Below are 20,986 nucleotides of genomic sequence, written 5' to 3' on the forward strand. Positions count from 1 at the left end.
CAAGACGGATCGGAGAACGCCATGGCGCAGCACGCCCTGGCGCGCGAGCGGCTTTTTGCGCTCCGCGAAACCATCGCCAGACTGGAGGGACGGCCCGCGCCGGCGCTTGCCGCAGCGGAACGGGAAGCCCTGGCGGAAGGACGTAAGACCCACCAGGAGCGCACGCTGCCGCCCCTGTCGTTTGGGGTGGAGTTTCTTGACGGGGCGTTGGAAGGCGGCCTGCCGCTCGATGCGATCACCGAATTCCGTTCCGCTCTGTCTCGCGATGCCGGCGCTGCAAGCGGGCTGGCGATGGCTGTTGCCGCGCGGCTGCAAAAACAGGAAGCGGATGCCGGCCGCCTTCTGCCGTTGCTCTGGATCGGCGATGCCGTCGGCACGCTGGAGGCAGGCCGTCCCTATGCTCCCGGGCTTCGGGATTTCGGGCTGAGCCCGGAGCGGTTTCTCCATGCCGCGCCGCGCAAGCTGGACGAGGCGCTCTGGCTGGCGGAGGCCGCGGTGGAAAGCGCTGCCTTCTCGGCCGTCATCTTCGAAGTACGGGGCAATCCTGCCCATTTCGGCCTGACCGAAAGCCGCAGGCTTAGTCTCAGGGCGCATGCTGCCCGCCGTCCGCTCTTTCTTGTCCGTCAGGCCGGGGCGGAGGAGGCAAGCAGTGCGGCCTTCCGTCTGCATGTCGAACCGGCCCCATCCGCTCTGCGGCCGTTGCCGGATGGATCGAAACTTTCCGGCAGCATCGGCAATCCAATTTTCCGTCTGACGCTGGAGAAGAGCCGCAATCCGGCCCCGCTCTCCTTTCTTCTGGAGTGGAATCCCCATGAACGCGAATTTTTCCCTGTTGCCGAACCAAACCTCGTTCGTCCTCCAGGCGAACAGTCAGCGCATTCTGGCGCTCAGCTTCCCGCATCTGCCAACGGACCGCATCGCCCGCAGGCGATGGGGGCTCTCCTGGCGTTCGAAAGGGCGTCCTGAAGGGCCGCCTATCGTCTGTTCCGGCAAGCTCAACAATGCCATGCGGCTGACGGCACTGGACGAGTTGGCCGAAAGGCTGGGGCTGAGGAAGGAGCTGGGCGTTGCCGAAGCGCGCGCCATGTACCCGCTGCTCGAGGTCGCGGAAGAGGATCCGGCAGCCGACCGCCGGTTGCTGGAGGCAATTGCCGACTGGTGCGACCGTTATACGCCGCTGGTGGCGTTCGACGGCAAGGATGGCCTGTTTCTCGATATTAGCGGCTGCGCCCATCTTTTCGGCGGTGAAAAGGCGCTTCTTAGGGATGTGCTGTCGCGGCTTTTTCATATGGGGTTCGATGCCCGCGGCGCGATCTCATCGTCACCCGGCCTTTCCTGGGCCGCGTCCCGCTTCGGGCAAGACGGCGTGATCGAGGACGAAGAGACGGAACATGTGCTGATGTCCTTGCCGGTTGCAGCCTTGCGACTGGAAGGACAAACCGTCGATGCCCTGAAGAAACTCGGTCTGAAATATGTCGGCGACGTCATCGATGCACCGCGGGCGCCGCTGACCCGCCGGTTCGGCCCGGAGCTGCTTCTGCGTCTCGATCAGGCGCTGGGACGTGAAGAGGAGCCGGTCTCGCCCCGGCGTCCTGTCGCCAGCCTCTCGGCCGAAAGTCGCCTGATCGAGCCCATCGGGACGGAAGAGCAGATCCTTGCCGTCACCAGGCAGGTCGCCTTATCGCTGCAGCCGTCGCTGGAGGCGCGGGGGGCTGGCGGGCGGGTGTTCGAACTGGTCCTGTTCCGCGTCGACGGCAGGGTCTTTCGTATCTCCGTCGGCGCTTCACAGCCGCTTCGCGAACCAAAGTTCATCGCCGGGCTTTTTTCCGAGAGATTGCAGGCGGTCTATGACGATCTCGATGCCGGCTATGGCTTCGAGATCCTGCGGTTGAATGTGTTGCGGCACGATCCCTTCAACGAGACGCAGGGTGATTTCGAGGGCGACCGTCAGGGAGAGATCTCGCTTTCGGCTTTCGTCGACCGGGTCTCGGCCCGGCTTGGTGCGGATTGCCTGCAAAGCTTTCAGCTCCGCGAGAGCCATGTGCCGGAACGCGCCGTCATCACGGTTCCTGTGATGGAGAGCCTTCCCAGGCGGAAGGCCGCGCAGGACATCCAGCTTCCTTTCCGCGAAGAGCGCCCGCTGCGGCTCTTTCCAACGCCGGAGCCCGTCGAGACCATACTTGCCGAAGTGCCCGATGGTCCGCCGCAGATCTTCCGCTGGCGGCGGATGCAGCATCAGGTGGCAAGAAGCGAAGGGCCGGAACGGATTGCCATGGAGTGGTGGATCGATGGGGATGACGCCGAGGCGCGTGACTACTTCCGCATCGAGGATGAGACCGGACATCGCTTCTGGATCTATCGGCGGGGCTTTTATGGTCAGGAGCTTGATCCTCGCTGGTTCATGCATGGCGTGTTCGCATGACAGCCACGCGCGCATTCTTCGAGATCGGCACAAGGACGAATTTCTCGTTTCTTGAAGGCGCCTCTGGCCCGGAAGAGATGGTCGTACAGGCCGCTTATCTGAAGCTCGGCGGCCTCGGTATAGCGGACCGGAATTCGGTTGCAGGCGTCGTGCGGGCGCATGCACAGGCGGAGCAGCTTGAGGAGAGATACAAAAACAGGGATGCGATTCTGGCCCAAGCGGAGAAGGAAGGAAAGACGGAGGTCATCTTCGATCCTATCCGGATTCAGCCGGGCGCCCGTCTCGTCTTCTCCGACGAAACGCCTGATATCCTCGCCTATCCCTGTAACCGGCGAGGCTGGGCGAACCTTTGCCGTCTTCTGAGCGCCGGCAATCTGAAGGAGGAAGCGGTCAAGGGAAGCTGCATTCTGACGGAAGCGGAACTCATGGAATGGGGGGACGAAATGATGCTTGCCCTCGTTCCCGATCGCACCCTTGTCGATCATCAGGCGGCTCAGTCGACGCTGGAAGATTACCTGGAACGGTTTCGCAGACGCTTCCGCAAGGCTTTTTTTTTGGCGCTGGCGCCAGCCTATGACGGCCGCGACAGGCAGGTCTTTGCGGTGCTTGCCATGCTTGCTGCCCGAAACCGTGTGCCGCTGATTGCCACCAACCAACCGCTTTACCATCATCCCGAACGCCGGCCGCTTTCGGATGTCGTGATCGCGATCCGGGAGCATGTACAGATAGCGCAAGCCGGTTTCCTGCTGGCGCCGAATGCCGAACGCTATCTCAAGGATTCACGTGAAATGGCCCGGATCCTCCGGGACTATCCTGGTGCGGTCGAGAATACGCAGGTATTTTTCGACAGCTTGACCTTTTCGCTGAAGGAACTGGAGCACAATTATCCGCCAGAAAACGATCCCGGCGAAACGCCGCAGGAGACACTCGAAAGGCTGACGAGAGCGGGAGCGGCAAGACGCTATCCCGAGGGTATCCCGCCCAAAGTGGCGCAACAGATCGATTATGAGCTCGATCTCATTCGTCAGAAGAAATATGCCTCCTATTTCCTGACTGTGCACAGGATCATCCAGCACGCCCGCTATGAACTTAAGGTCTTGTGTCAGGGGCGCGGATCGGCGGCAAATTCGGTCATCTGCTATTGTCTCGAGATAACGGAAGTCGATCCCGAAAAGAGCACACTGCTCTTCGACCGCTTCATTTCGATGGATCGTGACGAACCGCCGGATATCGATGTCGATTTCGAGCATGACCGGCGTGAAGAGGTCATCCAGTTTATTTACAAAAACTACAAAAGAGAACATGCGGGACTGACGGCGGGGGTGACCACCTACCGCACCCGTTCGGCCGGCCGCGAGGTCGCCAAGGCCTTCGGGCTGTCGGAGGATGTCCAGTCGGCGATCAGCAGTCTCGTTTGGGGGTGGTCGGAGGACAATCTTTCCGAACGCGATGCCAAGGCGGCCGGCCTCGACGTCAAGGATCCGGTGACGCGGAACGTGCTGAAATATGCCTCCGAGCTCCTCGGCTTCCCGCGCCACCTCACCCAGCATGTCGGCGGCTTCGTCATCACGCGGGACCGGCTTGACGAAGTGGTGCCGATCATGAAGACGGCGATGCCCGATCGCTACATGATCGAATGGGACAAGGACGACCTCGACAACGTCAAGATCCTCAAGGTGGATGTGCTGGCGCTCGGTATGTTGACCTGCCTGCGGAAGGCCTTTTCGCTGCTTGAGCTGCATTACGACGTGAAGAAGACGCTCGCAGACCTCGGCAACAAGGAGCATGGGGATGAGGGCAAGCCGGTTTATGAGATGATGGGCCGGGCCGATACGCTTGGTGTCTTCCAGATCGAAAGCCGGGCGCAAATGAGCATGCTGCCGCGTCTCAAGCCGACGAGATTCTACGACCTCGTCATCGAGGTGGCGATCGTGCGACCGGGTCCGATCCAGGGCGACATGGTGCATCCCTATCTGAAGCGCCGGGAGCAGCGGGCCAAGAACATTCCGATCGAATATCCGAGCAAGGAGCTGGAAACTGTTCTGGAAAGAACCCTCGGCGTGCCCTTGTTCCAGGAACAGGCCATGCAAATCGCCATTACCGCAGCAGGGTTCAGGCCGGCGGAAGCCGACAAGCTTCGCAGAGCGATGGCAACATTCAAGAGAACGGGTACGATCGGTAACTTCGAAAAGCGGTTCATCGACGGAATGGTCTCAAAGGGCTATGCCCAGGAATTCGCGCAGCAGTGTTTCAACCAGATCAAAGGCTTCGGCGAATATGGTTTCCCGGAAAGCCATGCCGCCTCCTTCGCGCTGCTCGTCTATGCTTCCTCATGGCTCAAGGCCTATTATCCCGACGTTTTCTGCGCGGCGATGCTGAATTCCCAGCCGATGGGGTTTTATGCACCGGCGCAACTGGTCCGGGATGCACGCGAGCACGGGGTAAAGATCCTGCCGGTCGATATCAATGAATCGGACTGGGATTGCGGTCTGGAGGAAGCTGCCTTCGATCGGAATGCCATCGATTTTCGACATCATGAGATGCGCGAGATCATCAGGACCCGGCATGCGGTGCGGCTGGGTTTCCGGCAGATCAAGGGCCTTTCGACAGACGATATGGAACGGCTCGTCAGCAATCGAGGCGAAGGCTACAGCTCGGTCCGCGATCTCTGGCTACGGTCGGGTCTGCAGAAATCCGTCATCGAGCGATTGGCGGATGCGGATGCATTCCAATCCCTCAAACTATCGCGACGCGACGCGCTCTGGGCGGTGCGGGCGCTGGATGTGAAGAGTGCTGCCGAGGAGCTGCCGCTTTTCGAGCAGGCCCGTCATGTCGACCTCCAGATCGAGCCTGCGGCAAAGCTGCCGGAAATGCTGGCCGGAGAGCAGGTCATCGAGGATTATCGTTATCTCTCTTTATCGCTGAAGGCGCACCCGCTGTCCTTCCTGCGCGAGGAATTGCGCAAGGCCGGCGTGACGCGCAATGTCGATCTGTTGAAGGTCGCGAACGGAAAGCGGGTGACGATCGCGGGCCTCGTGCTGGTGCGCCAACGGCCTGGTTCGGCCAAAGGTGTGATCTTCATGACGCTGGAAGACGAAACGGGCGTCGCCAATGCGATTGTCTGGTCGAAAATGTTCGACAAATACCGCTCGGTCGTGATGGGCGCCCGGCTGGTGAAAATCCGCGGCAGGCTGCAAAGTCAGAGCGGGGTGATCCATACCGTCGTCGAGCATATCGAGGACATGACGCCGGCGCTCGGTATCCTGCAACGCGAGGCCCGGCGTTTCGGCGTCTGCGAGCGGGCAGACGAGGTGCTGAGGCCGGGTGTCGATCAGCGGCAGAAAAAGCTTGTACATGCGCAGGAGAGGGCCGAGCTGGAAAAACGGGTGGTTGCCTCGGGCCGCCATGCGGGCGCGGCGGAAACCGCTCAGGTGATGCCGCGCGGACGCAACTTTCATTAAAAATGCATCGCATCGATCAAGACCATGCGGCGCGCTTCAATTGCCTTATGGCGTCATCACCCTGAAACCGCTGCATAATCCCGGACGATATGCATGAAGGCCTCATCGGGCACCGCTATTCAATGATGCGGGGCTCGAATTTTTTCTTGACAGCCACCATCTTCTTTATCAGAAAACACGATAGTCAGTGTCATGTTTGGAATGAAGACGTGCTTGTCTGCAGCTGCAATTACATAACCGATAAAGAAATCCGGGAGGTTATCACCAACCTTCTCGATGAAGACTGTTGGCAGCTCATCGTGCCTGCGAAAGTCTACCACGCTATGGAAAAACGCGGCCGCTGCTGCGGCTGTTTCCCCAACGTCGTCGACCTGATTATCCAGACAACCGAGGACTATCACGCCCGTCGCCACTCGACGGAGGCCGAAATATTTGATTTCATGTCCCGCTTGAAACAATTCCATGAGGAAAACAGGAGAGCGGACATTGAAAGGCGACAAAAAGGTCATCGAGCGGCTTAACGAGGCGTTGTTCCTCGAACTCGGGGCGGTCAACCAATACTGGGTTCATTTTCGTCTTCTTGAGGACTGGGGTTACACCAAGCTCGCCAAGAAGGAGCGTGCCGAATCCATCGAAGAGATGCACCATGCCGACCGGCTTGTTGCACGCATCATCTTCCTCGAAGGCCATCCCAATCTGCAGACCCTTGCACCTCTGCGCATCGGCCAGAACGTCAAAGAAGTTCTGGAAGCCGATCTTGCCGGCGAGTACGACGCCCGCGCGGCCTACAAAAAATCGCGCGATATCTGTCATGACGCCGGCGATTACGTTTCGATGAAACTTTTCGAGGAGCTGCTGGCGGACGAGGAAGGTCATATCGACTTCCTCGAAACACAGATCGACCTGCTCGAGAAAATCGGCGAGAGCAAATACGGCCAGCTCAACGCCGATTCCGCCAACGAAGCCGAATAATATTCGAACGGGATGCCGGCCGCCTATGGCGGCCGGTGTTTGCGATCTGACGCCGTTGAACGCGAATCGGTGCAGTCGGCATTCTTCGGAGGCATCATTGCCGAGCGCAAACGGAGGCGATCATCCTGCCGTGATCAGTCTTCCGATTGAAGTGTTTCCAAGTGCTGGAACTCGGCCACCACCTGGTCGTAGACGGCGCGCTTGAAGGGCACGATCAGCCCCGGCAGTTGCCGCATCGGCTTCCATTCCCAGGCATCAAATTCCGGCTCGTGGCCGCCAGGCGGCGGATTGATGGCGATCTCGCTGTCGTCGCCGTCGAAGCGGAAGGCGAACCAGCGCTGCGTCTGGCCGCGGAATTTCCCCCTGAGCCCGATGCCGATCAGTGCCGGCGGCAGATCATAGTTGATCCAGTCTCTCGCTTCGGCAAGCAGGGTCACCGTCTTCATGCCGGTCTCCTCGTAAAGCTCACGGTAGGCGGCGTCCAATGGATCCTCGCCCTTGTCGATGCCTCCCTGCGGCATCTGCCAGAGCTGCGGCGAGCCGTCATATTCGGAATTGCCGTCGGAGATGCGTCTTCCCGCCCAGACGAGGCCATCGCGGTTCAGGATCATCACGCCGACGCAAGGGCGGTAGGGCAGATCCTCGGCTTTCACAGTCGCCTGGCTCATCTTCTTCTCCGTTCTGGAATTCTTCTCAAGGATACCTCTCAAGGACCCATCTCAAGGATATTCTCAAGGATTCTTGGGGTCGTTGGAAAGGGCGGCAACGCCGACGATCTCGATGCCGCGCATCGCGGCCTCCTCGCTCCACTTGGCGATGGCGTCAACGCTCTCATCGAAAGCCGAAGCGACGCCGATCGCCTGGCCGTTCTTGCGGGCGATGCGCTCGAGCTCGTCGAGCTTCTTCAGGACGGCGTTGACATCGAGCTGGCCGTCGAGCTGCAGGTCGGCGAAGGCATAGGGCAGTTCGGTTCCCTTGGCGATCGCTGCGGTCTTCGACTGCGCCGATGTGCCATCGTCGAGAAACAGCAACCCGCGCTTGCCGATGTCGCGCATGACAGGTTCCATGGCGGCCGGATCAGACAGGAAACGGCCGCCGAGATAATTCATGACGCCGGTATAGTTGGTGATCTCGCCCATCGCCTTGTGCAGGTTTTCGATATTGCGGGCGGCCGGTTTCATGGTCAGCAGGGTTTCGGGGCCTGGATCGTTGGCCGGATAATCAAAAGGTTCGAGCGGCACTTGCAGAAGGATCTCGTGACCGCCGCGGCGGGCTTCCTGCATCCAGCGCTGCAGGCTGTTGCCGCTCGCGGCAAAAGCGAAAGTGATCTCTTCCGGCAATTCGGCGATGGCGCGCTGCGTTCCGGTCTGGCTGAGCCCGAGGCCGCTGACGACGATGGCGATGCGGACGCCGCGCGCGCCGGACGAGGGACGCGCATATTGATCCATCGGCCGCCGGCCATCGGGACCGATAATCGGCAGCCTGCCAAAAGGCGTCTCTTCGAGCAGTGCTTCATTGGGTTGGGCCGCCATGCGCGGATCCTGGCCGATCTGCATGGCGTCGACCAGCACCGGCCCGCCGCCGTCGCGCGGGCGGGGGCTGTATTTGGTGACGACCGAGCCGTCGCCGGTGACCATCTGCTCAACATTGGCACCAGAGCGTGGGTCCGCGCGGGGCAGGCCATCCGTTGCCTGGTTGGCAGCTGTCGCTGGTGGTTGCGGAGTATTGGAAGGTGGTTTTGCCGCTTGTTCGGCGGCCGGCGGTTTGGCGCGTTCGAGCCCATCGCCGCGAAATGCCGTATAGAGGGAAAAGCCGCCTATCGCAAAAAGGCAGAGACTGGCGGCGATACGGCCGAGGCGCAGGACACCTGGGCGCCGGCGGCCGGTTTTGCGGTTGCGGCCCAAAGGCGCATGCAGGTCCGTTCCCAATTTTTCGCCCGCTCCAAAACCGGGAAACAGCAGAAAGGCTCAAGGCCGGGCGAGGTGCCCGGCCTTGAGCTGATCGATCACTTGGCGACGACGGCCTTGTCGGGGTTCGGCGGGAAGGCCGGATCGGTCTTCTTGCCGCGCAGAAGGTCGAGCGCGTAGTTCAGCTGAACGTCGTCCTTCGGGTCCGGCGGAACATAGGCAACGGAGCCCGAACCTTCGTCCGTCTCGCTCTGGCCCTTGATGTGGCCGCGCAAGCTGGATTCGCCTTCGGTCACCATCTTGCCCTGCAGTTCCTCCGGCAGCGGCTCCTCGACTTTGATGTCGGGGGTGATGCCGGTGCCCTGGATCGAGCGGCCCGACGGCGTGTAGTAGAGCGCCGTGGTCAGGCGCAGCGCGCCGTTTTCACCGAGCGGGATGATCGTCTGGACGGAGCCCTTGCCGAAGGAGCGCGTGCCGAGAACGGTGGCACGGCGCAGATCCTGAAGGGCGCCGGCGACGATTTCCGATGCGGAAGCCGAACCGCCGTTGATCAGCACGATCACCGGCTTGCCATCCGTCAGGTCGCCCGGGCCTGCATTGAAGCGGCGGGTTTCATCCGGATTGCGGCCGCGGGTCGAAACGACTTCGCCACGCTGCAACAGCGCATCGGAGACGTTGATCGCCTGGTCGAGCAGACCGCCCGGATTGAGGCGCAGGTCGAGAACATAACCCTTCAGCTTGTCGGCCGGAACGGTGTCCTTGATCTTCTTGATCGCCTTTTCCATGTCTGGATAGGTCTTCTCGGTGAAGGAGATGATGCGGAGATAACCGACATCGTCCTCGACACGCGACTTGACTGCCTGGACGGCGACGACGTCACGGACGATCGTCAGCTCGATCGGCTTGTCGGCACCCTTGCGGATCAGCGTCAGTTTGATCGGCGTGTTGACGGCGCCGCGCATCTTCTCCACTGCGTCTTCCAGCTTCAGGCCGCGCACGGACTGGCCGTCGATCTCGGAGATGTAGTCGCCGGCGAGAACGCCGGCCTTGGCGGCGGGCGTATCGTCGATCGGGGTGATGACCTTGACAAGTTCGTCTTCCATCGTGACTTCGATGCCGAGGCCGCCGAACTCACCCTTGGTCTGGGTGCGCATGTCCTCGGCGTCCTTCGAATTCATGTAGCTCGAATGCGGATCGAGCGAGGAGAGCATACCGTTGATGGCGTTCTCGATCAGCTTGTCTTCCGCAGGCGGCGTCACATATTGCGCACGCACACGTTCGAAGACATCTCCGAAAACCGAAAGTTCCTTGTAAGTCGAGGATCCGGCCGCTTCTGCCGGCACACTCGCCGAGTAAATGACGCTCATTGCGGTCGCACCCATCAATGCGCCGACCAGAACAAGAGAAGCCCTACGAATCATTGCGTGCCTTTCCAGTGTCTTTGGCGGTCCACCACGGCCGGGAATCGACCGGTTTACCGTCCTTTCGAAATTCAATGTAAAGCGTTGGCCGGTTCGTTTCCAGCGCCAATGCAGTTGCGCTTGCCACTCTTTTCGCGCCCATCACGGCAAGCGGCTCGCCGGAGAAAACGAATTTTCCCTGACGGGTATTGATCGTATCCATTCCCGAGAGAACCAGGTGGTATCCATCGCCCGCGTCGAGGATGATCATCTGGCCGTAACTGCGGAATGCGCCGGCGAAAACCACCAGACCATCCGCAGGCGCCGTCACCACTGTCTCTGGACTGGTGGCGACCGTCATTCCCATGGCCTCGTGCCCGGTGCCGTCGGCATCGCCGAACTGGCGCAGGATATCGCCCGTAACGGGCACCTCCAATTTCGCCTTCAATTCTCCGAACGGATATGCGGGCGCAATGCGGTTTTTATCGGGCACGCCGCTGTCGGCAAGCGCCTTGGCCTGGGCGCGCTGCTCGTCCGTAAGCAGCTTGCGGTTCTCCTCCGCCTGGCGGGCGGCAGCGGCGGCGTCGCGCACCGAAGCGATCTCGGATTCCATCGAGGCGACCAGGCCTTCAAGGCTCGTCGCCTTGCCTGCCAGTTCCTCCGAGCGTTTCCGTTCGGCCCCGAGTTCGGCGGCGTTGCTGCGGCTGAGCTTGTCGTTTTCGGCAAGCAGCAAGTCCATGCGCCGCTCTTCCTCGATGCCATCAGTCATCGTCGCGGTCAGCGAGGTTTTCTCGGCAGCACTTGCAGTCTGCAATGCGGCGAGGCTTGCGAGGTCTGCGGCAAGCTTGTCGGTCTCCTTGCGGATGCCGGGCACGACGGCGCCGAGCAGAATGGCGCTGCGCACGGAGCCAAGCGCGTCATCCGGGGTGACGAGCAAGGCGGGCGGCGGGTTGCGGCCCATGCGTTGGAGCGCTGCCAGCACTTCGGCCAGCAGGCCGCGGCGCTCGTGCAGAGAACGGCGGATGCCATCCTCCTTGACGCCGAGATCGGCAAGCTTCTTCTCGCTTTCGAGGATCTGCTTTTCGAGCGCCTTGCGGCGGGCAGCGGAATCGATGAGTGCCTGGCGGATGCTTTCCGTGCTCTTTTCGAGATCGGCGATGCTCTGCTGAAGCGTGCTCACCTTGTCGGTGGAGAGGCTGATCGTTTTCGACAGAGTTTCGAGTTCGGCACGGGTCTGATCACGCTTGGCGGCAAGTTCGGCCGCCGGATCGGGCGGCGGCGCGGGCTCGGCTGCCGGCTGCGGTGCGGATTGTACCGCCTCGGGCGCGGCATCCTGCGCCCGGACGATGAACGGATCTGCCGACATGACAATCACCGCCACACCGACGCCGGCTGCGATAGCCGGCAGGATCATGCGGTGTCGCCTGGTGGATGCTCTCGTCATGCGTGTTGGGGCACTTTCTCAAATCGCGCGGAGACTAAGCTGATTTGGTGCGCTTTGCCATAAGGTTTGCAGGAGAAGGGGGTGGCCGAGCAAACACGGCTGCGTGATATTGCGACGCCTTGCCGGGGTGTCGCGCCGACGCATCGGGCCGATGCGGCATCAGACGCGGTGATAGGGATGGCCGGACAGGATGGTGACGGCACGATAGAGCTGTTCGGCGATCAGTGTGCGCACGAGCTGATGCGGCCAGGTCATCTTGCCCAGGCACAGCGTGGCGTCGGCACGGTCGTAAAGCGAGGGATCGAGGCCATCGGCGCCGCCGATCGCGATAGTCAGCTCGCGTTTGCCTTGGTCGCGATAGGAGCCGAGCAGGTTTGCGAAGGCTTCGCTGTCGAGTGCCTTGCCACGTTCATCGAGAAGAATAAGGATGCTGCCATCGGCAAGCGATTTCAGAAGCATCGCCGCCTCTTCACGCTTGCGGGTCTCCGCATTGGAGGCACGGCTTTCGGCAACTTCGGCAACGCGGGTAAATTCGAGGCCGACGGCAGGGCCGGCCTTGGCGAAACGGTCGAAATAACGGGCGGCAAGATCCTTTTCCGGGCCGGACTTCAGCCGTCCCACCGCAAAAAGACCTATTCGCATTCATCCGCTCCCGCTCATGCGGCACATCGGGCGCACACCGCGCCACCGGCCGGCTTATGATGTTTGCCGGCCAGCCAATGCCACGTCTCAGGCGCCGGACAGAATGCCGGCTCGCCAGTCAGTGCCGTGTTTCTTCATCCATATCCGGAGCCGCCCACATCTTTTCGATGTTGTAGAACTCGCGGATTTCGGGACGGAACACATGCACGATAATGTCACCGGTGTCGATCAGGACCCAATCGCCGCCTTCCTGACCTTCGACGCGGGCCGTACCGAGGCCGTCGTCCTTAAGGTCGGTGAGCAGGTGATCCGAGATCGCCATGACATGCCTGTTCGAGCGGCCGGAGACGACGATCATGTAGTCTCCCAGCGCCGATTTTCCGGCAATGTCGATGGTGACGATATCTTCAGCTTTGGAGTCCTCGAGGCTGGCGAGGACGGTTTCTAGGGCACGGGCGGCGGCATCGGCGCCACGTTCCGCACTCTTCGGGATAACGGCGAACGTTTTTCCCTTGGCGTGTACTGTTGTCAGTGCTTTCCCTTTCCTGGAATGACAAACTATGCACAACACAGATCCGATCGCGACCGGATCATGGTTAAGATAGGCATCAAACCATTAATGTTTCAAGACATGCTAAGGTACAGAACGGCCGAAAATCCGATCTGCCGTTCGAATTGAAGTATTTGACTGCTCGGGGCGGCCTCGTGCGGGCGGTGTACAGTTTCCATGCCGCAGCGTAAAGTGCAGCAAATTCCACGATCTCCAGATTCAATGACCGACTCAGCCGCAAAAACACTCGTGCCCGTCCTGCGAATCAGCTTCCCGGATGAGGATCGACTCGGCCATGGCAAGATGGAACTGCTGGAGCATATCCGCCAGACCGGATCGATCTCGGCCGCCGGGCGGGCGATGGACATGTCCTACCGGCGGGCATGGTTGCTGGTCAGCGAGATGAACCGGATGTTTAACGAACAGGTGGTGGAATCGCAACGCGGCGGGCAGAGGGGCGGCGGCGCGGCGCTGACGCCGTTCGGCGAGGAATTGCTCGGTCGTTTCCGCCGGATGGAAAGGACGATGCGCACGAGCCTTGCCGAAGATCTCGCCTGGCTCGAGGCCAAGCGCAACCTGCAGCAGGGCGAGCGCTGATGATCAGGCCTCCAGGGCAACTGTCTTGATGACGGCGAAAACCACCCTTCCCGGTCGAAGATCCAGACGCTCGCAGGACAGTGTGGTGATCCGGGAAAGAATGATATCGCCGTCGCAATCGAGCCGGATTTCCACCGTTCCGTCCTCGGTCGACGACATCCCCTCTATCCTTGCTTCCAGGATATTCAGCGCGCTGAGCCCCTCGGGCCTTGCGGTCGCGAGCATAACATCGCGGGAGGGAATGCGGATGCGGACCGATTTGCCGGGCGCAAGGGCCGCACCCGGAATATGGAGCCGACTGGATTTCAGCGCGACCGTCGATAGATGGTGCCGCGCATCGAAGCTTTCCACCGTGCCTTCCAGCAGTGCGCCGGCCTCGCGCCGGTCGGAGGCGGTGGAGGGGCGGCTCAATATGTCGATGGCAGGGCCGGTCGCTTCCACCTTGCCGTCGCGCATGACGACGACTTGGTTTGCCAGCCGCGCCACCTCGGCGATCGAGTGGCTGACATAGACGATCGGGATGTCGGTTTCGTCGCGCAATCGTTCTAGATAAGGCAGGATTTCGGTCTTACGCGCCTCATCGAGGGCGGCGAGCGGCTCGTCCATCAACAGCAGGCGAGGGGAGGAGAGAAGCGCGCGGCCGATGGCGACGCGCTGCTTCTCGCCGCCGGACAGCTTCGCGGGGCTGCGCGCGAGCAGCGTCTCGATACCGAGCAAGTCGACGATGCGGTCGAAGCTCTCGCCGCGCGCCGTTCTCGCCGCGAACCATCGGCCGTAGGAGAGATTGGTGCGAACGCTGAGATGCGGGAAAAGCCGCGCTTCCTGGAAGACATAACCGAAGCGGCGGCGATGTTTCGGGACGAGAATACCGGTTGCGGTTTCGGTCAGGGGCTCGCCATCGAGGACGACGCGGCCTTCATCCGGGCGGGCAAGGCCGGCGATGATGCGGATCATCGAGGTCTTGCCGGAGCCGGAACGGCCGAACAGCGCGGTGACGCCACGGTCGGAGGTGAAGGCGGCATCGAGCGAAAAGGCGCCGAGCCTCTGTTTTGCCTCGACGATCAGCGTCATTCCGGGTCGATCCTCCGGCCAGCGAGACGGGCAAGGAATTCGGAAGCGAGCAGGGCGGCCATCGAAATGACGACGGCGACGAGCGTCAGGCGGAGCGCGCCGGCATCGCCGCCCGGCACCTGGGTGAAGGTGTAGATCGCCGCCGACAACGTCTGGGTTTCGCCGGGAATGTTGGAGACGAAGGTGATCGTCGCGCCGAATTCGCCCATCGCCTTGGCAAAAGAGAGGATCATGCCGGCGATGATGCCGGGCAGGGTCAACGGCAGGGTGATCGTCAGGAAGACCCAGACCGGGCCGGCGCCGAGCGTTCCGGCCGCCTCCTCCAGTTTGCGGTCGACCGCCTCGATCGACAGACGGATGCTGCGAACCATCAGCGGAAAGGCCATGATGGCGCAGGCCAGTGCGGCACCCGTCCAGCGGAAAGACAAGACGATGCCGAAATACTCGTCGAGCAGGCTGCCGATCGGACCGCGGCGGCCGAACAGGATGAGAAGAAGAAAGCCGGTGACCACCGGGGGCAGGACCAGCGGCAGGTGAACGACGCCGTTCAGCACCGACTTGCCCCAGAAGCGGCCGCGGGCAAGCAGCAGGGCGACGAGGATGCCGAAGGGCAGGCTTGCCAGCATGGCGACGATCGAGACGCGCAGACTGAGCAGGATCGCCGTCCATTCCTCATTGCTCAAGCCAAGAGCGTCCAGCAAGCGCTTCTATTCCTCTCAAAAATGAAGGCTCGCACATGCAAGCCAGTTGTTGCAAATCACGCTCTTTACTCGGCGTCATCCTCGGCCTTGTGCCGAGGATCTGCTGCCTATGCAAAAATCGACCGGATGCAGATGCTCGGGACAAGCCCGAGCATGACGATAGAGTAGTTAGCGGTCCTCGTCAGCAGACTGAAACATCGTGATGTGAGCCTCAAGTCAGGCACTGACGTGCAAATCCGCAATCATTTCCGGCCTCAATCACTTCAGGATGGTGAAACCCTGCGCCGTGAAGAAGGCAGCAGCCTTGTCGGATTTCAGGAAGTCGAGATAGGCTGATGCATCCGGATTTTTGCTCTCGGCGAGGATCGCAATCGGATAGATGATCGGCGGATGGGACTCGGCGGGGAAGGTGCCGACGACGGCGACACCCTTATCGGCTGCCGCATCCGTTTGGTAGACGATGCCATAAGGCGCTTCGCCGCGGGAGACGAGGGCCAGGGCGGCGCGCACGCTTTCGACGCCGGCGACCTTGGTTTCGACCGATTTCCAGACGCCGAGCTTTTCGAGCGCGGCCATGCCGTATTTACCGGCCGGAACCGATTTCGGCTCGCCCATGGCAAGCTTGCCGTCACCCACAAGCCCGGCGAGATCGAAGCCTTGCTTGATCTCGACCGGTTTTGCCTTGGCCTTTTCGGCAACGAGCACGATGCGGTTGCCGACCAGGTTGAAACGGGTATCGGCCTTGATCAGGTTTTTCTTGGCGAGGTAGTCCATCCAGTCGAGGTCGGCCGAGATGAAGATATCGGTGGGTGCGGCGTTTTCGATCTGTCTGGCCAGCGCGCCGCTCGCCGCATAGGATACGACGACTTCCTTGCCGCTTTCCTTCGCCCAGGCGGCATTGGCGGCGTCGAGCGCATCTTTGAGGCTCGCCGCCGCAAAGACGATAAGTTTTTCGGCGGCGGCAGGCGCCGGAAGCGCTGCTGTGCCAAGCCAGAGGGCGGCGATCGCGGCGATTGCCAGTTTCAGCCATCGGCTGCGGTTCTGCATGATCATTCCCCTCGGGATTCGAAATATTGCAACGAATATAACGGGTGAGGCGTCTTGGCTAGGGATATATCCATGAAAATATAACCGTATTGGATCGCGGTGTCCGCTACGACCCAATAGTTACGCATTGTTGAAGTGCATGGCTTGAACGGCAGCGTGAGATCCATAGATGAAAATACCCGAGCGACAGGTGGCAAACCGCAAGGGCGCCCGGCGGCACAGCATGCTCCGTCGATTTCTGCCAAGAAAAACGGCAATGCCAAAGCCACAAGGTTGCACAGAGTTGCACACAATGCATTGCTGCAATGCACCAATCGATATTCATCTTCCTGCGAAATATGCTACAACATACTCATCGACACGGCTTCTCCTCCTCCCATAGCCGTTCGATAGGGTCGACAACACTCCTCCTCCCAGTTGTCGATCGAGTTTATAAGCCCGACGGATCTCCTCCCCCGTCGGGCTTTCTCGTTTTCGGGATCTTCTGAAATCAGGCTGGCGTATGCGTCTTGTTGGGCGCGCGGCGCTCTATTCGGCGTCGCTGTGCGACGAGCCGTTGCGGATTGCCGTCGAGCTCAGGCCCGAGCGCGGTCCGTGGATGAAGGTCCAGGCCGGGGCACGTTTCTTCCAGAGAACACGGGCATCATCCTCGTCGACACGGGCGAAATCGAAGGTCCTGGCCATTTTCGAGGACAGGAAGGAGAGCGTCGCGCCCGGCCGGTCGATCACCGCGATCGGGAAGGTGCGGGCAATCTCCTGCCATTTCTGCCATTTGTGAAAGGTCTGCAGGCTGTCGGCGCCCATGATCCAGATGAAATGCACATGTGGATTGCGCGCCTTGACGCGGGCAAGCGTATTGGCGGTGTAGCTGGTGCCGAGCGTCTGTTCGAAGGCGGTGACCTTGACGCGCGGATCGGCGGCCACACGCTCGCTTTCGGCAATGCGCTCGGCAAGCGGAGCGAGCTGGTTGCGGCTCTTCAGCGGGTTGCCCGGGGTAACCATCCACCAGAGCTGGTCGAGGCCGAGCCGCTTGAGGGCGATTTCAGCGACGAGCGCGTGACCCTGATGCGGCGGATTGAACGAACCGCCGAACAGACCGACGACCATGCCGCGCTCGCTGTGCGGCATGCGGAGATAGTGCCGGTCCACATTCTCGGTCGTCACGTCAGGGCCGCGTCTGTCCGGCACCATGCACCCGATATTTGAAAGAGGTGAGCTGTTCGACGCCGACGGGGCCGCGGGCATGCATCTTGCCGGTGGCAATGCCGATTTCCGCACCCATGCCGAACTCGCCGCCATCGGCAAACTGCGTCGAGGCATTGTGCAGCAGGATTGCCGAATCGACTTCGGTGAAGAAGCGCGCGACAACGGCGGGGTCCTTGGCGATAACCGCCTCGGTGTGGTTGGAGGAATATGTCTGGATATGGGCGATGGCGCCCGATATGCCGTCGACGACGGCAACGGAAATGATCGCGTCGAGATATTCGGTCGACCAGTCCTCCTCGGTCGCGGGCTTCAAGCCGGGTGCAACCTTCAGCACCGTTGCTGAAGCACGGACCTCGCAGCCGGCCTCCGTCAGAACCTCAAGCAGCGGCGTCAGATGCGTGCCGATCGCGGCGCCATCGACGAGCAGGGTTTCGGCGGCCCCGCAGATGCCGGTGCGGCGCATCTTGGCGTTGACGATGATCTTTTTCGCCATTTCGATATCGGCCGAGGCATCGACATAGATGTGGCAAAGGCCTTCGAGATGGGCAAAAACCGGCACACGAGCCTCGCTCTGCACCCGGGCAACCAGGCTCTTGCCGCCGCGCGGCACGATGACGTCGATCGCCCCGTCCAAGCCGCGCAGCATGGCGCCGACGGCGGCGCGGTCGGTGACCGGCACGAGCTGGATAGCATGCTCTGGAAGTCCCGCCGCCTTCAGACCCTCAACCAGGCAGGCATGGATAGCCTGCGATGAACGGCGCGAATCCGAGCCGCAACGCAGGATGACGGCATTGCCCGCCTTGAGGCAGAGGGCGCCGGCATCAGCCGTAACGTTCGGCCGGCTTTCGAAGATCACGCCGATGACGCCGAGCGGCGTGCGGACGCGCTCGATTTTCAGCCCGTTCGGCCGGTCCCAGGCAGCGATGACTTCGCCGACCGGATCGACAAGGGCGGCGATGGCGCGGATTCCCTCCGCCATTTCGGCGATGCGTTTGTCGTTCAGCGTCAGCCGGTCGACGAAGGAAGCGAGCATCTCGGTGCCTTCGATGTCCTTCAGGTCCTTGGCGTTCTCGGCAAGAATATGCGTCTTGTTGCCCAGGATCGCATCGGCCATGGCGTTCAACGCGCTGTTCTTCGCCTCGGTGGATGCAAAGCCCAGCGGTCGTGCCGCAGCCTTTGCCTTGCGGCCGATGTCGTTCATCAGCACGTCAATGTCAGGGCCCGGCGCAACGGTATCAAGCATAGCTCGCGTCCTTCTTCTGCCTTTCCGATTTCGAACCGATCTGCGCGGTCATGACCATATCGTCGCGATGGACCATGGCGGCGCGCCCGGCATAACCGAGAATGGCCTCGATCTCCGCCGACTTGCGGCCGGCGATCCGGCGGGCGTCGTCGGCATCGTAGCTTACCAGGCCGCGGGCAATCTCGCGGCCGGCCGGGCCGATGATCGCCACCGTGTCGCCGCGGCTGAAGAGGCCGGAAACGCTGCGAACGCCAGCGGGAAGCAGGCTCTTGCCGGCCCCGAGGGCGACGACAGCGCCGTCATCGACATGCAGTTCGCCGGCCGGCTGCAGTTGCCCGGCAATCCAGGTCTTGCGGGCGGTCACGGGTGTGCCCGATGGCGCGAACCACGAGGAACGCGCGCGGCTTTCGATTGCCGATAGAGGATTGTCGGTCTTGCCGGAGGCGATGATCATGGCGCAGCCTGATGCGGTGGCAATCTTGCCGGCATCGATCTTGGTGCGCATGCCGCCGCGCGAAAACTCGGAGGCCGCACCCCCGGCCATTGCCTCGATCTCGGGGGTGATTTCGGCAATCGTCTCGAGGAAGGTTGCGTTCGGATCGAGATGGGGCGGCGCGGTGTAGAGACCGTCGATATCGGAGAGAAGAATGAGCAGGTCGGCGCCGGTCATCGTCGCGACGCGGGCGGCCAGCCGGTCGTTGTCGCCATAGCGGATCTCGCTGGTGGCGACGGTGTCGTTTTCATTGATGATCGGCACGGCGCCGATCTTCAAAAGCTGATTGATGGTGGCGCGCGCATTGAGATAGCGCCGGCGCTCCTCGGTATCGCCGAGCGTCAGCAGGATCTGGCCGGCGACGATCTCGTCGCGCGACAGGCTTTCCGACCAGGCGCGCGCCAGCGCAATTTGGCCGACGGCGGCCGCCGCCTGGCTTTCCTCCAGCTTCAGCGCACCTGACGGCAGGTCGAGCACCGAGCGGCCGAGCGCGATTGCGCCCGAGGAGACGACGAGCACGTCGATGCCCTTGGCCTTCAGGCCCGAGATATCGGCGCACATGGCGTCGAGCCAGGCTTTCTTCAGCCCGGCCTTGCGGTCGACCAGAAGCGCGGATCCGATCTTGATGACGATGCGGCGGTAGCGGCCAAGCGGCTTACGGCTGGTCATCGTCCTCGCCTCCACCCTTGCCCTCGCCCTCATCGCTGACGACCATGTCGCGATGGCGCAGCTTCGGCACCTTGGCCGGCTTCTCCTCTGTATTGGCTTCGACGATGATGTCGCGCAGCGCACGCAGCACCTCGGTCATGCCCTTGCCGGTGACAGCCGAAATCTGGAATGGCGTCTTGCCGCAGGCCTTGGCCAATTCCTTGGTCTTCTTCTTCAGTTCGGCATCGTCGAGCACGTCGATCTGCGACAGCGCCACGATCTCCGCCTTGTCGGTCAGCTCGTTTCCGTAGGCTTCGAGTTCGTGCTTGACCGTCTTATAGGCCTTGCCGACCTTTTCCTCCTGGGCGGAGATGAGGTGGAGCAGCACGCGGGTGCGCTCGACATGGCCGAGGAAACGGTCGCCGATGCCGACACCTTCATGGGCGCCTTCGATCAGGCCCGGAATGTCGGCCAGGATGAACTCGCGCTCGTCGATGGTGGCAACGCCGAGGTTGGGATGCAGCGTGGTGAAGGGATAGTTGGCGATCTTCGGCCGTGCACGGGTGACTGATGCCAGGAAGGTCGATTTGCCGGCATTCGGCATGCCGACGAGGCCGGCATCGGCAATCAGTTTCAGGCGCAGCCAGATGGTCTTTTCCTCGCCGGGCAGGCCGGGATTGGCCCAATCCGGCGCCTGGTTGGTCGAGGTCTTGAAATGGGCGTTGCCGAAGCCGCCATTGCCGCCATGGGCAAGACAGTAACGCTGGCCTTCGACAGTCAGGTCGCAGATCAGCGTTTCCTGGTCTTCCTCGAAGATCTGGGTGCCCACGGGAACCTTGAGCGTCACGTCGCTTCCGTTGGCCCCGGTGCGGTTCCGGCCCATGCCATGGGTGCCGATCGTCGCCTTGAAATGCTGCTGAAAGCGAAAATCGATCAGCGTGTTGAGGCCGTTGACGGCCTCGACCCAGACGTCGCCGCCGCGTCCGCCGTCGCCGCCATCGGGGCCGCCGAACTCGATGAATTTCTCGCGTCGGAACGAAACGCTGCCGCCGCCGCCGTCCCCGGACTTGATATAGACCTTTGCTTCGTCGAGAAATTTCATTTTACTTCCAATATTCAGTGGCAGTTGGACGGCCCGTCTTGGCCCATTCGATATAGGCGGTTCCGACGGAGGTCAAAGAT

19 protein-coding genes are annotated in these 20,986 nt (G+C 61.7%); 6 read left to right on the plus strand and 13 right to left on the minus strand.

Going from position 1 to position 20,986, the window contains the following annotated elements; all coding sequences use genetic code 11:
* Positions 1-21 precede the first annotated feature (21 nt).
* The 5 genes from HFO71_RS35825 (at position 22) to bfr (ending at position 6,855) form a co-directional block, all read left to right on the plus strand.
* Entirely contained in the window at positions 22-966 is a 945-nt protein-coding gene (locus HFO71_RS35825) for an ImuA family protein (protein WP_231284990.1), read from the plus strand.
* Positions 967-976: 10 nt separating this feature from the next.
* Positions 977-2,422 (plus strand): Y-family DNA polymerase, encoded by a 1,446-nt coding sequence (locus HFO71_RS14570; RefSeq protein WP_338150486.1) that lies wholly within the window; start codon positions 977-979, stop codon positions 2,420-2,422.
* Positions 2,419-5,883 (plus strand): error-prone DNA polymerase, encoded by a 3,465-nt coding sequence (locus tag HFO71_RS14575; RefSeq protein WP_131640885.1) that lies wholly within the window; start codon positions 2,419-2,421, stop codon positions 5,881-5,883. The genes HFO71_RS14570 and HFO71_RS14575 overlap by 4 nt, the downstream gene beginning before the upstream one ends.
* Positions 5,884-6,005: 122 nt before the next feature.
* Positions 6,006-6,404 carry a (2Fe-2S)-binding protein gene (locus HFO71_RS35830; protein ID WP_245006937.1) on the plus strand — a complete coding sequence of 133 codons (399 nt, stop codon included), beginning with the start codon at positions 6,006-6,008 and terminating at the stop codon, positions 6,402-6,404.
* A complete protein-coding gene (gene bfr, locus HFO71_RS14585; RefSeq protein ID WP_131640884.1) occupies positions 6,370-6,855 on the plus strand; it encodes a bacterioferritin in 486 nt (161 codons plus the stop codon). Before HFO71_RS35830 ends, bfr begins: the two co-directional genes overlap by 35 nt.
* 134 nt (positions 6,856-6,989) lie before the next feature.
* Here bfr and HFO71_RS14590 read toward each other — a convergent pair whose 3' ends face one another.
* The 6 genes from HFO71_RS14590 to rsfS form a co-directional block, all read right to left on the minus strand.
* Complete coding sequence (locus HFO71_RS14590) at positions 6,990-7,523, minus strand: RNA pyrophosphohydrolase (RefSeq protein ID WP_131640883.1); 534 nt, start codon at positions 7,521-7,523, stop codon at positions 6,990-6,992.
* Positions 7,524-7,586: 63 nt separating this feature from the next.
* Positions 7,587-8,783, minus strand: a complete 1,197-nt coding sequence (locus tag HFO71_RS14595) for a divergent polysaccharide deacetylase family protein (protein WP_131640882.1) — start codon at positions 8,781-8,783, stop codon at positions 7,587-7,589.
* A 77-nt stretch (positions 8,784-8,860) separates the two neighbouring features.
* Complete coding sequence (locus HFO71_RS14600) at positions 8,861-10,183, minus strand: S41 family peptidase (protein ID WP_020052177.1); 1,323 nt, start codon at positions 10,181-10,183, stop codon at positions 8,861-8,863.
* Positions 10,173-11,576 carry a murein hydrolase activator EnvC family protein gene (locus HFO71_RS14605; RefSeq protein ID WP_168341067.1) on the minus strand — a complete coding sequence of 468 codons (1,404 nt, stop codon included), beginning with the start codon at positions 11,574-11,576 and terminating at the stop codon, positions 10,173-10,175. The genes HFO71_RS14600 and HFO71_RS14605 overlap by 11 nt, the downstream gene beginning before the upstream one ends.
* 189 nt (positions 11,577-11,765) lie before the next feature.
* Positions 11,766-12,248, minus strand: coding sequence for a 23S rRNA (pseudouridine(1915)-N(3))-methyltransferase RlmH (rlmH, locus tag HFO71_RS14610; protein WP_131640880.1), 483 nt, complete (start codon positions 12,246-12,248; stop codon positions 11,766-11,768).
* A gap of 118 nt (positions 12,249-12,366) precedes the next feature.
* Positions 12,367-12,810, minus strand: coding sequence for a ribosome silencing factor (rsfS, locus tag HFO71_RS14615; protein ID WP_003589592.1), 444 nt, complete (start codon positions 12,808-12,810; stop codon positions 12,367-12,369).
* A 210-nt stretch (positions 12,811-13,020) separates the two neighbouring features.
* On the opposite strand from rsfS, the gene HFO71_RS14620 reads away from it, so the two are divergent.
* The gene (locus tag HFO71_RS14620) at positions 13,021-13,395 is read left to right on the plus strand and encodes a winged helix-turn-helix domain-containing protein (RefSeq protein WP_077977991.1); all 375 of its coding nucleotides are present in this window, start codon (positions 13,021-13,023) and stop codon (positions 13,393-13,395) included.
* 3 nt (positions 13,396-13,398) lie between these two features.
* Here HFO71_RS14620 and modC read toward each other — a convergent pair whose 3' ends face one another.
* The 7 genes from modC to obgE form a co-directional block, all read right to left on the minus strand.
* Positions 13,399-14,466 carry a molybdenum ABC transporter ATP-binding protein gene (gene modC, locus HFO71_RS14625; RefSeq protein WP_131640879.1) on the minus strand — a complete coding sequence of 356 codons (1,068 nt, stop codon included), beginning with the start codon at positions 14,464-14,466 and terminating at the stop codon, positions 13,399-13,401.
* On the minus strand, positions 14,463-15,164 hold the full coding sequence (gene modB / locus HFO71_RS14630) for a molybdate ABC transporter permease subunit (RefSeq protein WP_131640935.1): 702 nt from the start codon (positions 15,162-15,164) through the stop codon (positions 14,463-14,465). The genes modC and modB overlap by 4 nt, the downstream gene beginning before the upstream one ends.
* Positions 15,165-15,425: 261 nt before the next feature.
* Entirely contained in the window at positions 15,426-16,214 is a 789-nt protein-coding gene (modA, locus tag HFO71_RS14635) for a molybdate ABC transporter substrate-binding protein (protein ID WP_131640878.1), read from the minus strand.
* Positions 16,215-16,742: 528 nt separating this feature from the next.
* Positions 16,743-17,405, minus strand: a complete 663-nt coding sequence (locus HFO71_RS14640) for a nicotinate-nucleotide adenylyltransferase (protein ID WP_077977989.1) — start codon at positions 17,403-17,405, stop codon at positions 16,743-16,745.
* A complete protein-coding gene (locus HFO71_RS14645; RefSeq protein ID WP_131640877.1) occupies positions 17,380-18,663 on the minus strand; it encodes a glutamate-5-semialdehyde dehydrogenase in 1,284 nt (427 codons plus the stop codon). The genes HFO71_RS14640 and HFO71_RS14645 overlap by 26 nt, the downstream gene beginning before the upstream one ends.
* A complete protein-coding gene (proB, locus tag HFO71_RS14650) occupies positions 18,656-19,825 on the minus strand; it encodes a glutamate 5-kinase (RefSeq protein WP_131640876.1) in 1,170 nt (389 codons plus the stop codon). Before proB ends, HFO71_RS14645 begins: the two co-directional genes overlap by 8 nt.
* The gene (gene obgE, locus HFO71_RS14655; RefSeq protein ID WP_221988197.1) at positions 19,812-20,906 is read right to left on the minus strand and encodes a GTPase ObgE; all 1,095 of its coding nucleotides are present in this window, start codon (positions 20,904-20,906) and stop codon (positions 19,812-19,814) included. Before obgE ends, proB begins: the two co-directional genes overlap by 14 nt.
* Between the last annotated feature and the right edge of the window lie 80 nt (positions 20,907-20,986).

Source organism: Rhizobium laguerreae, assembly GCF_019778565.1.
GTDB classification, from domain to species: Bacteria; Pseudomonadota; Alphaproteobacteria; order Rhizobiales; family Rhizobiaceae; genus Rhizobium; species Rhizobium laguerreae.

Bases quoted from the DNA above. Each gene is read 5' to 3' on its own strand.
- modC (WP_131640879.1), bottom strand. From the start codon at position 14,466: ATGACGCTGATCGTCGAGGCAAAACAGAGGCTCGGCGCCTTTTCGCTC.
- HFO71_RS14605 (WP_168341067.1), bottom strand. From the start codon at position 11,576: ATGATCCTGCCGGCTATCGCAGCCGGCGTCGGTGTGGCGGTGATTGTC.
- HFO71_RS14620 (WP_077977991.1), top strand. From the start codon at position 13,021: ATGACCGACTCAGCCGCAAAAACACTCGTGCCCGTCCTGCGAATCAGC.
- HFO71_RS14645 (WP_131640877.1), bottom strand. From the start codon at position 18,663: ATGCTTGATACCGTTGCGCCGGGCCCTGACATTGACGTGCTGATGAAC.
- HFO71_RS14590 (WP_131640883.1), bottom strand. From the start codon at position 7,523: ATGAGCCAGGCGACTGTGAAAGCCGAGGATCTGCCCTACCGCCCTTGC.
- HFO71_RS14575 (WP_131640885.1), top strand. From the start codon at position 2,419: ATGACAGCCACGCGCGCATTCTTCGAGATCGGCACAAGGACGAATTTC.
- HFO71_RS14600 (WP_020052177.1), bottom strand. From the start codon at position 10,183: ATGATTCGTAGGGCTTCTCTTGTTCTGGTCGGCGCATTGATGGGTGCG.
- modA (WP_131640878.1), bottom strand. From the start codon at position 16,214: ATGCAGAACCGCAGCCGATGGCTGAAACTGGCAATCGCCGCGATCGCC.
- HFO71_RS35830 (WP_245006937.1), top strand. From the start codon at position 6,006: ATGATGCGGGGCTCGAATTTTTTCTTGACAGCCACCATCTTCTTTATC.
- rlmH (WP_131640880.1), bottom strand. From the start codon at position 12,248: ATGCGAATAGGTCTTTTTGCGGTGGGACGGCTGAAGTCCGGCCCGGAA.
- HFO71_RS35825 (WP_231284990.1), top strand. From the start codon at position 22: ATGGCGCAGCACGCCCTGGCGCGCGAGCGGCTTTTTGCGCTCCGCGAA.
- proB (WP_131640876.1), bottom strand. From the start codon at position 19,825: ATGACCAGCCGTAAGCCGCTTGGCCGCTACCGCCGCATCGTCATCAAG.
- HFO71_RS14640 (WP_077977989.1), bottom strand. From the start codon at position 17,405: ATGGTGCCGGACAGACGCGGCCCTGACGTGACGACCGAGAATGTGGAC.
- obgE (WP_221988197.1), bottom strand. From the start codon at position 20,906: ATGAAATTTCTCGACGAAGCAAAGGTCTATATCAAGTCCGGGGACGGC.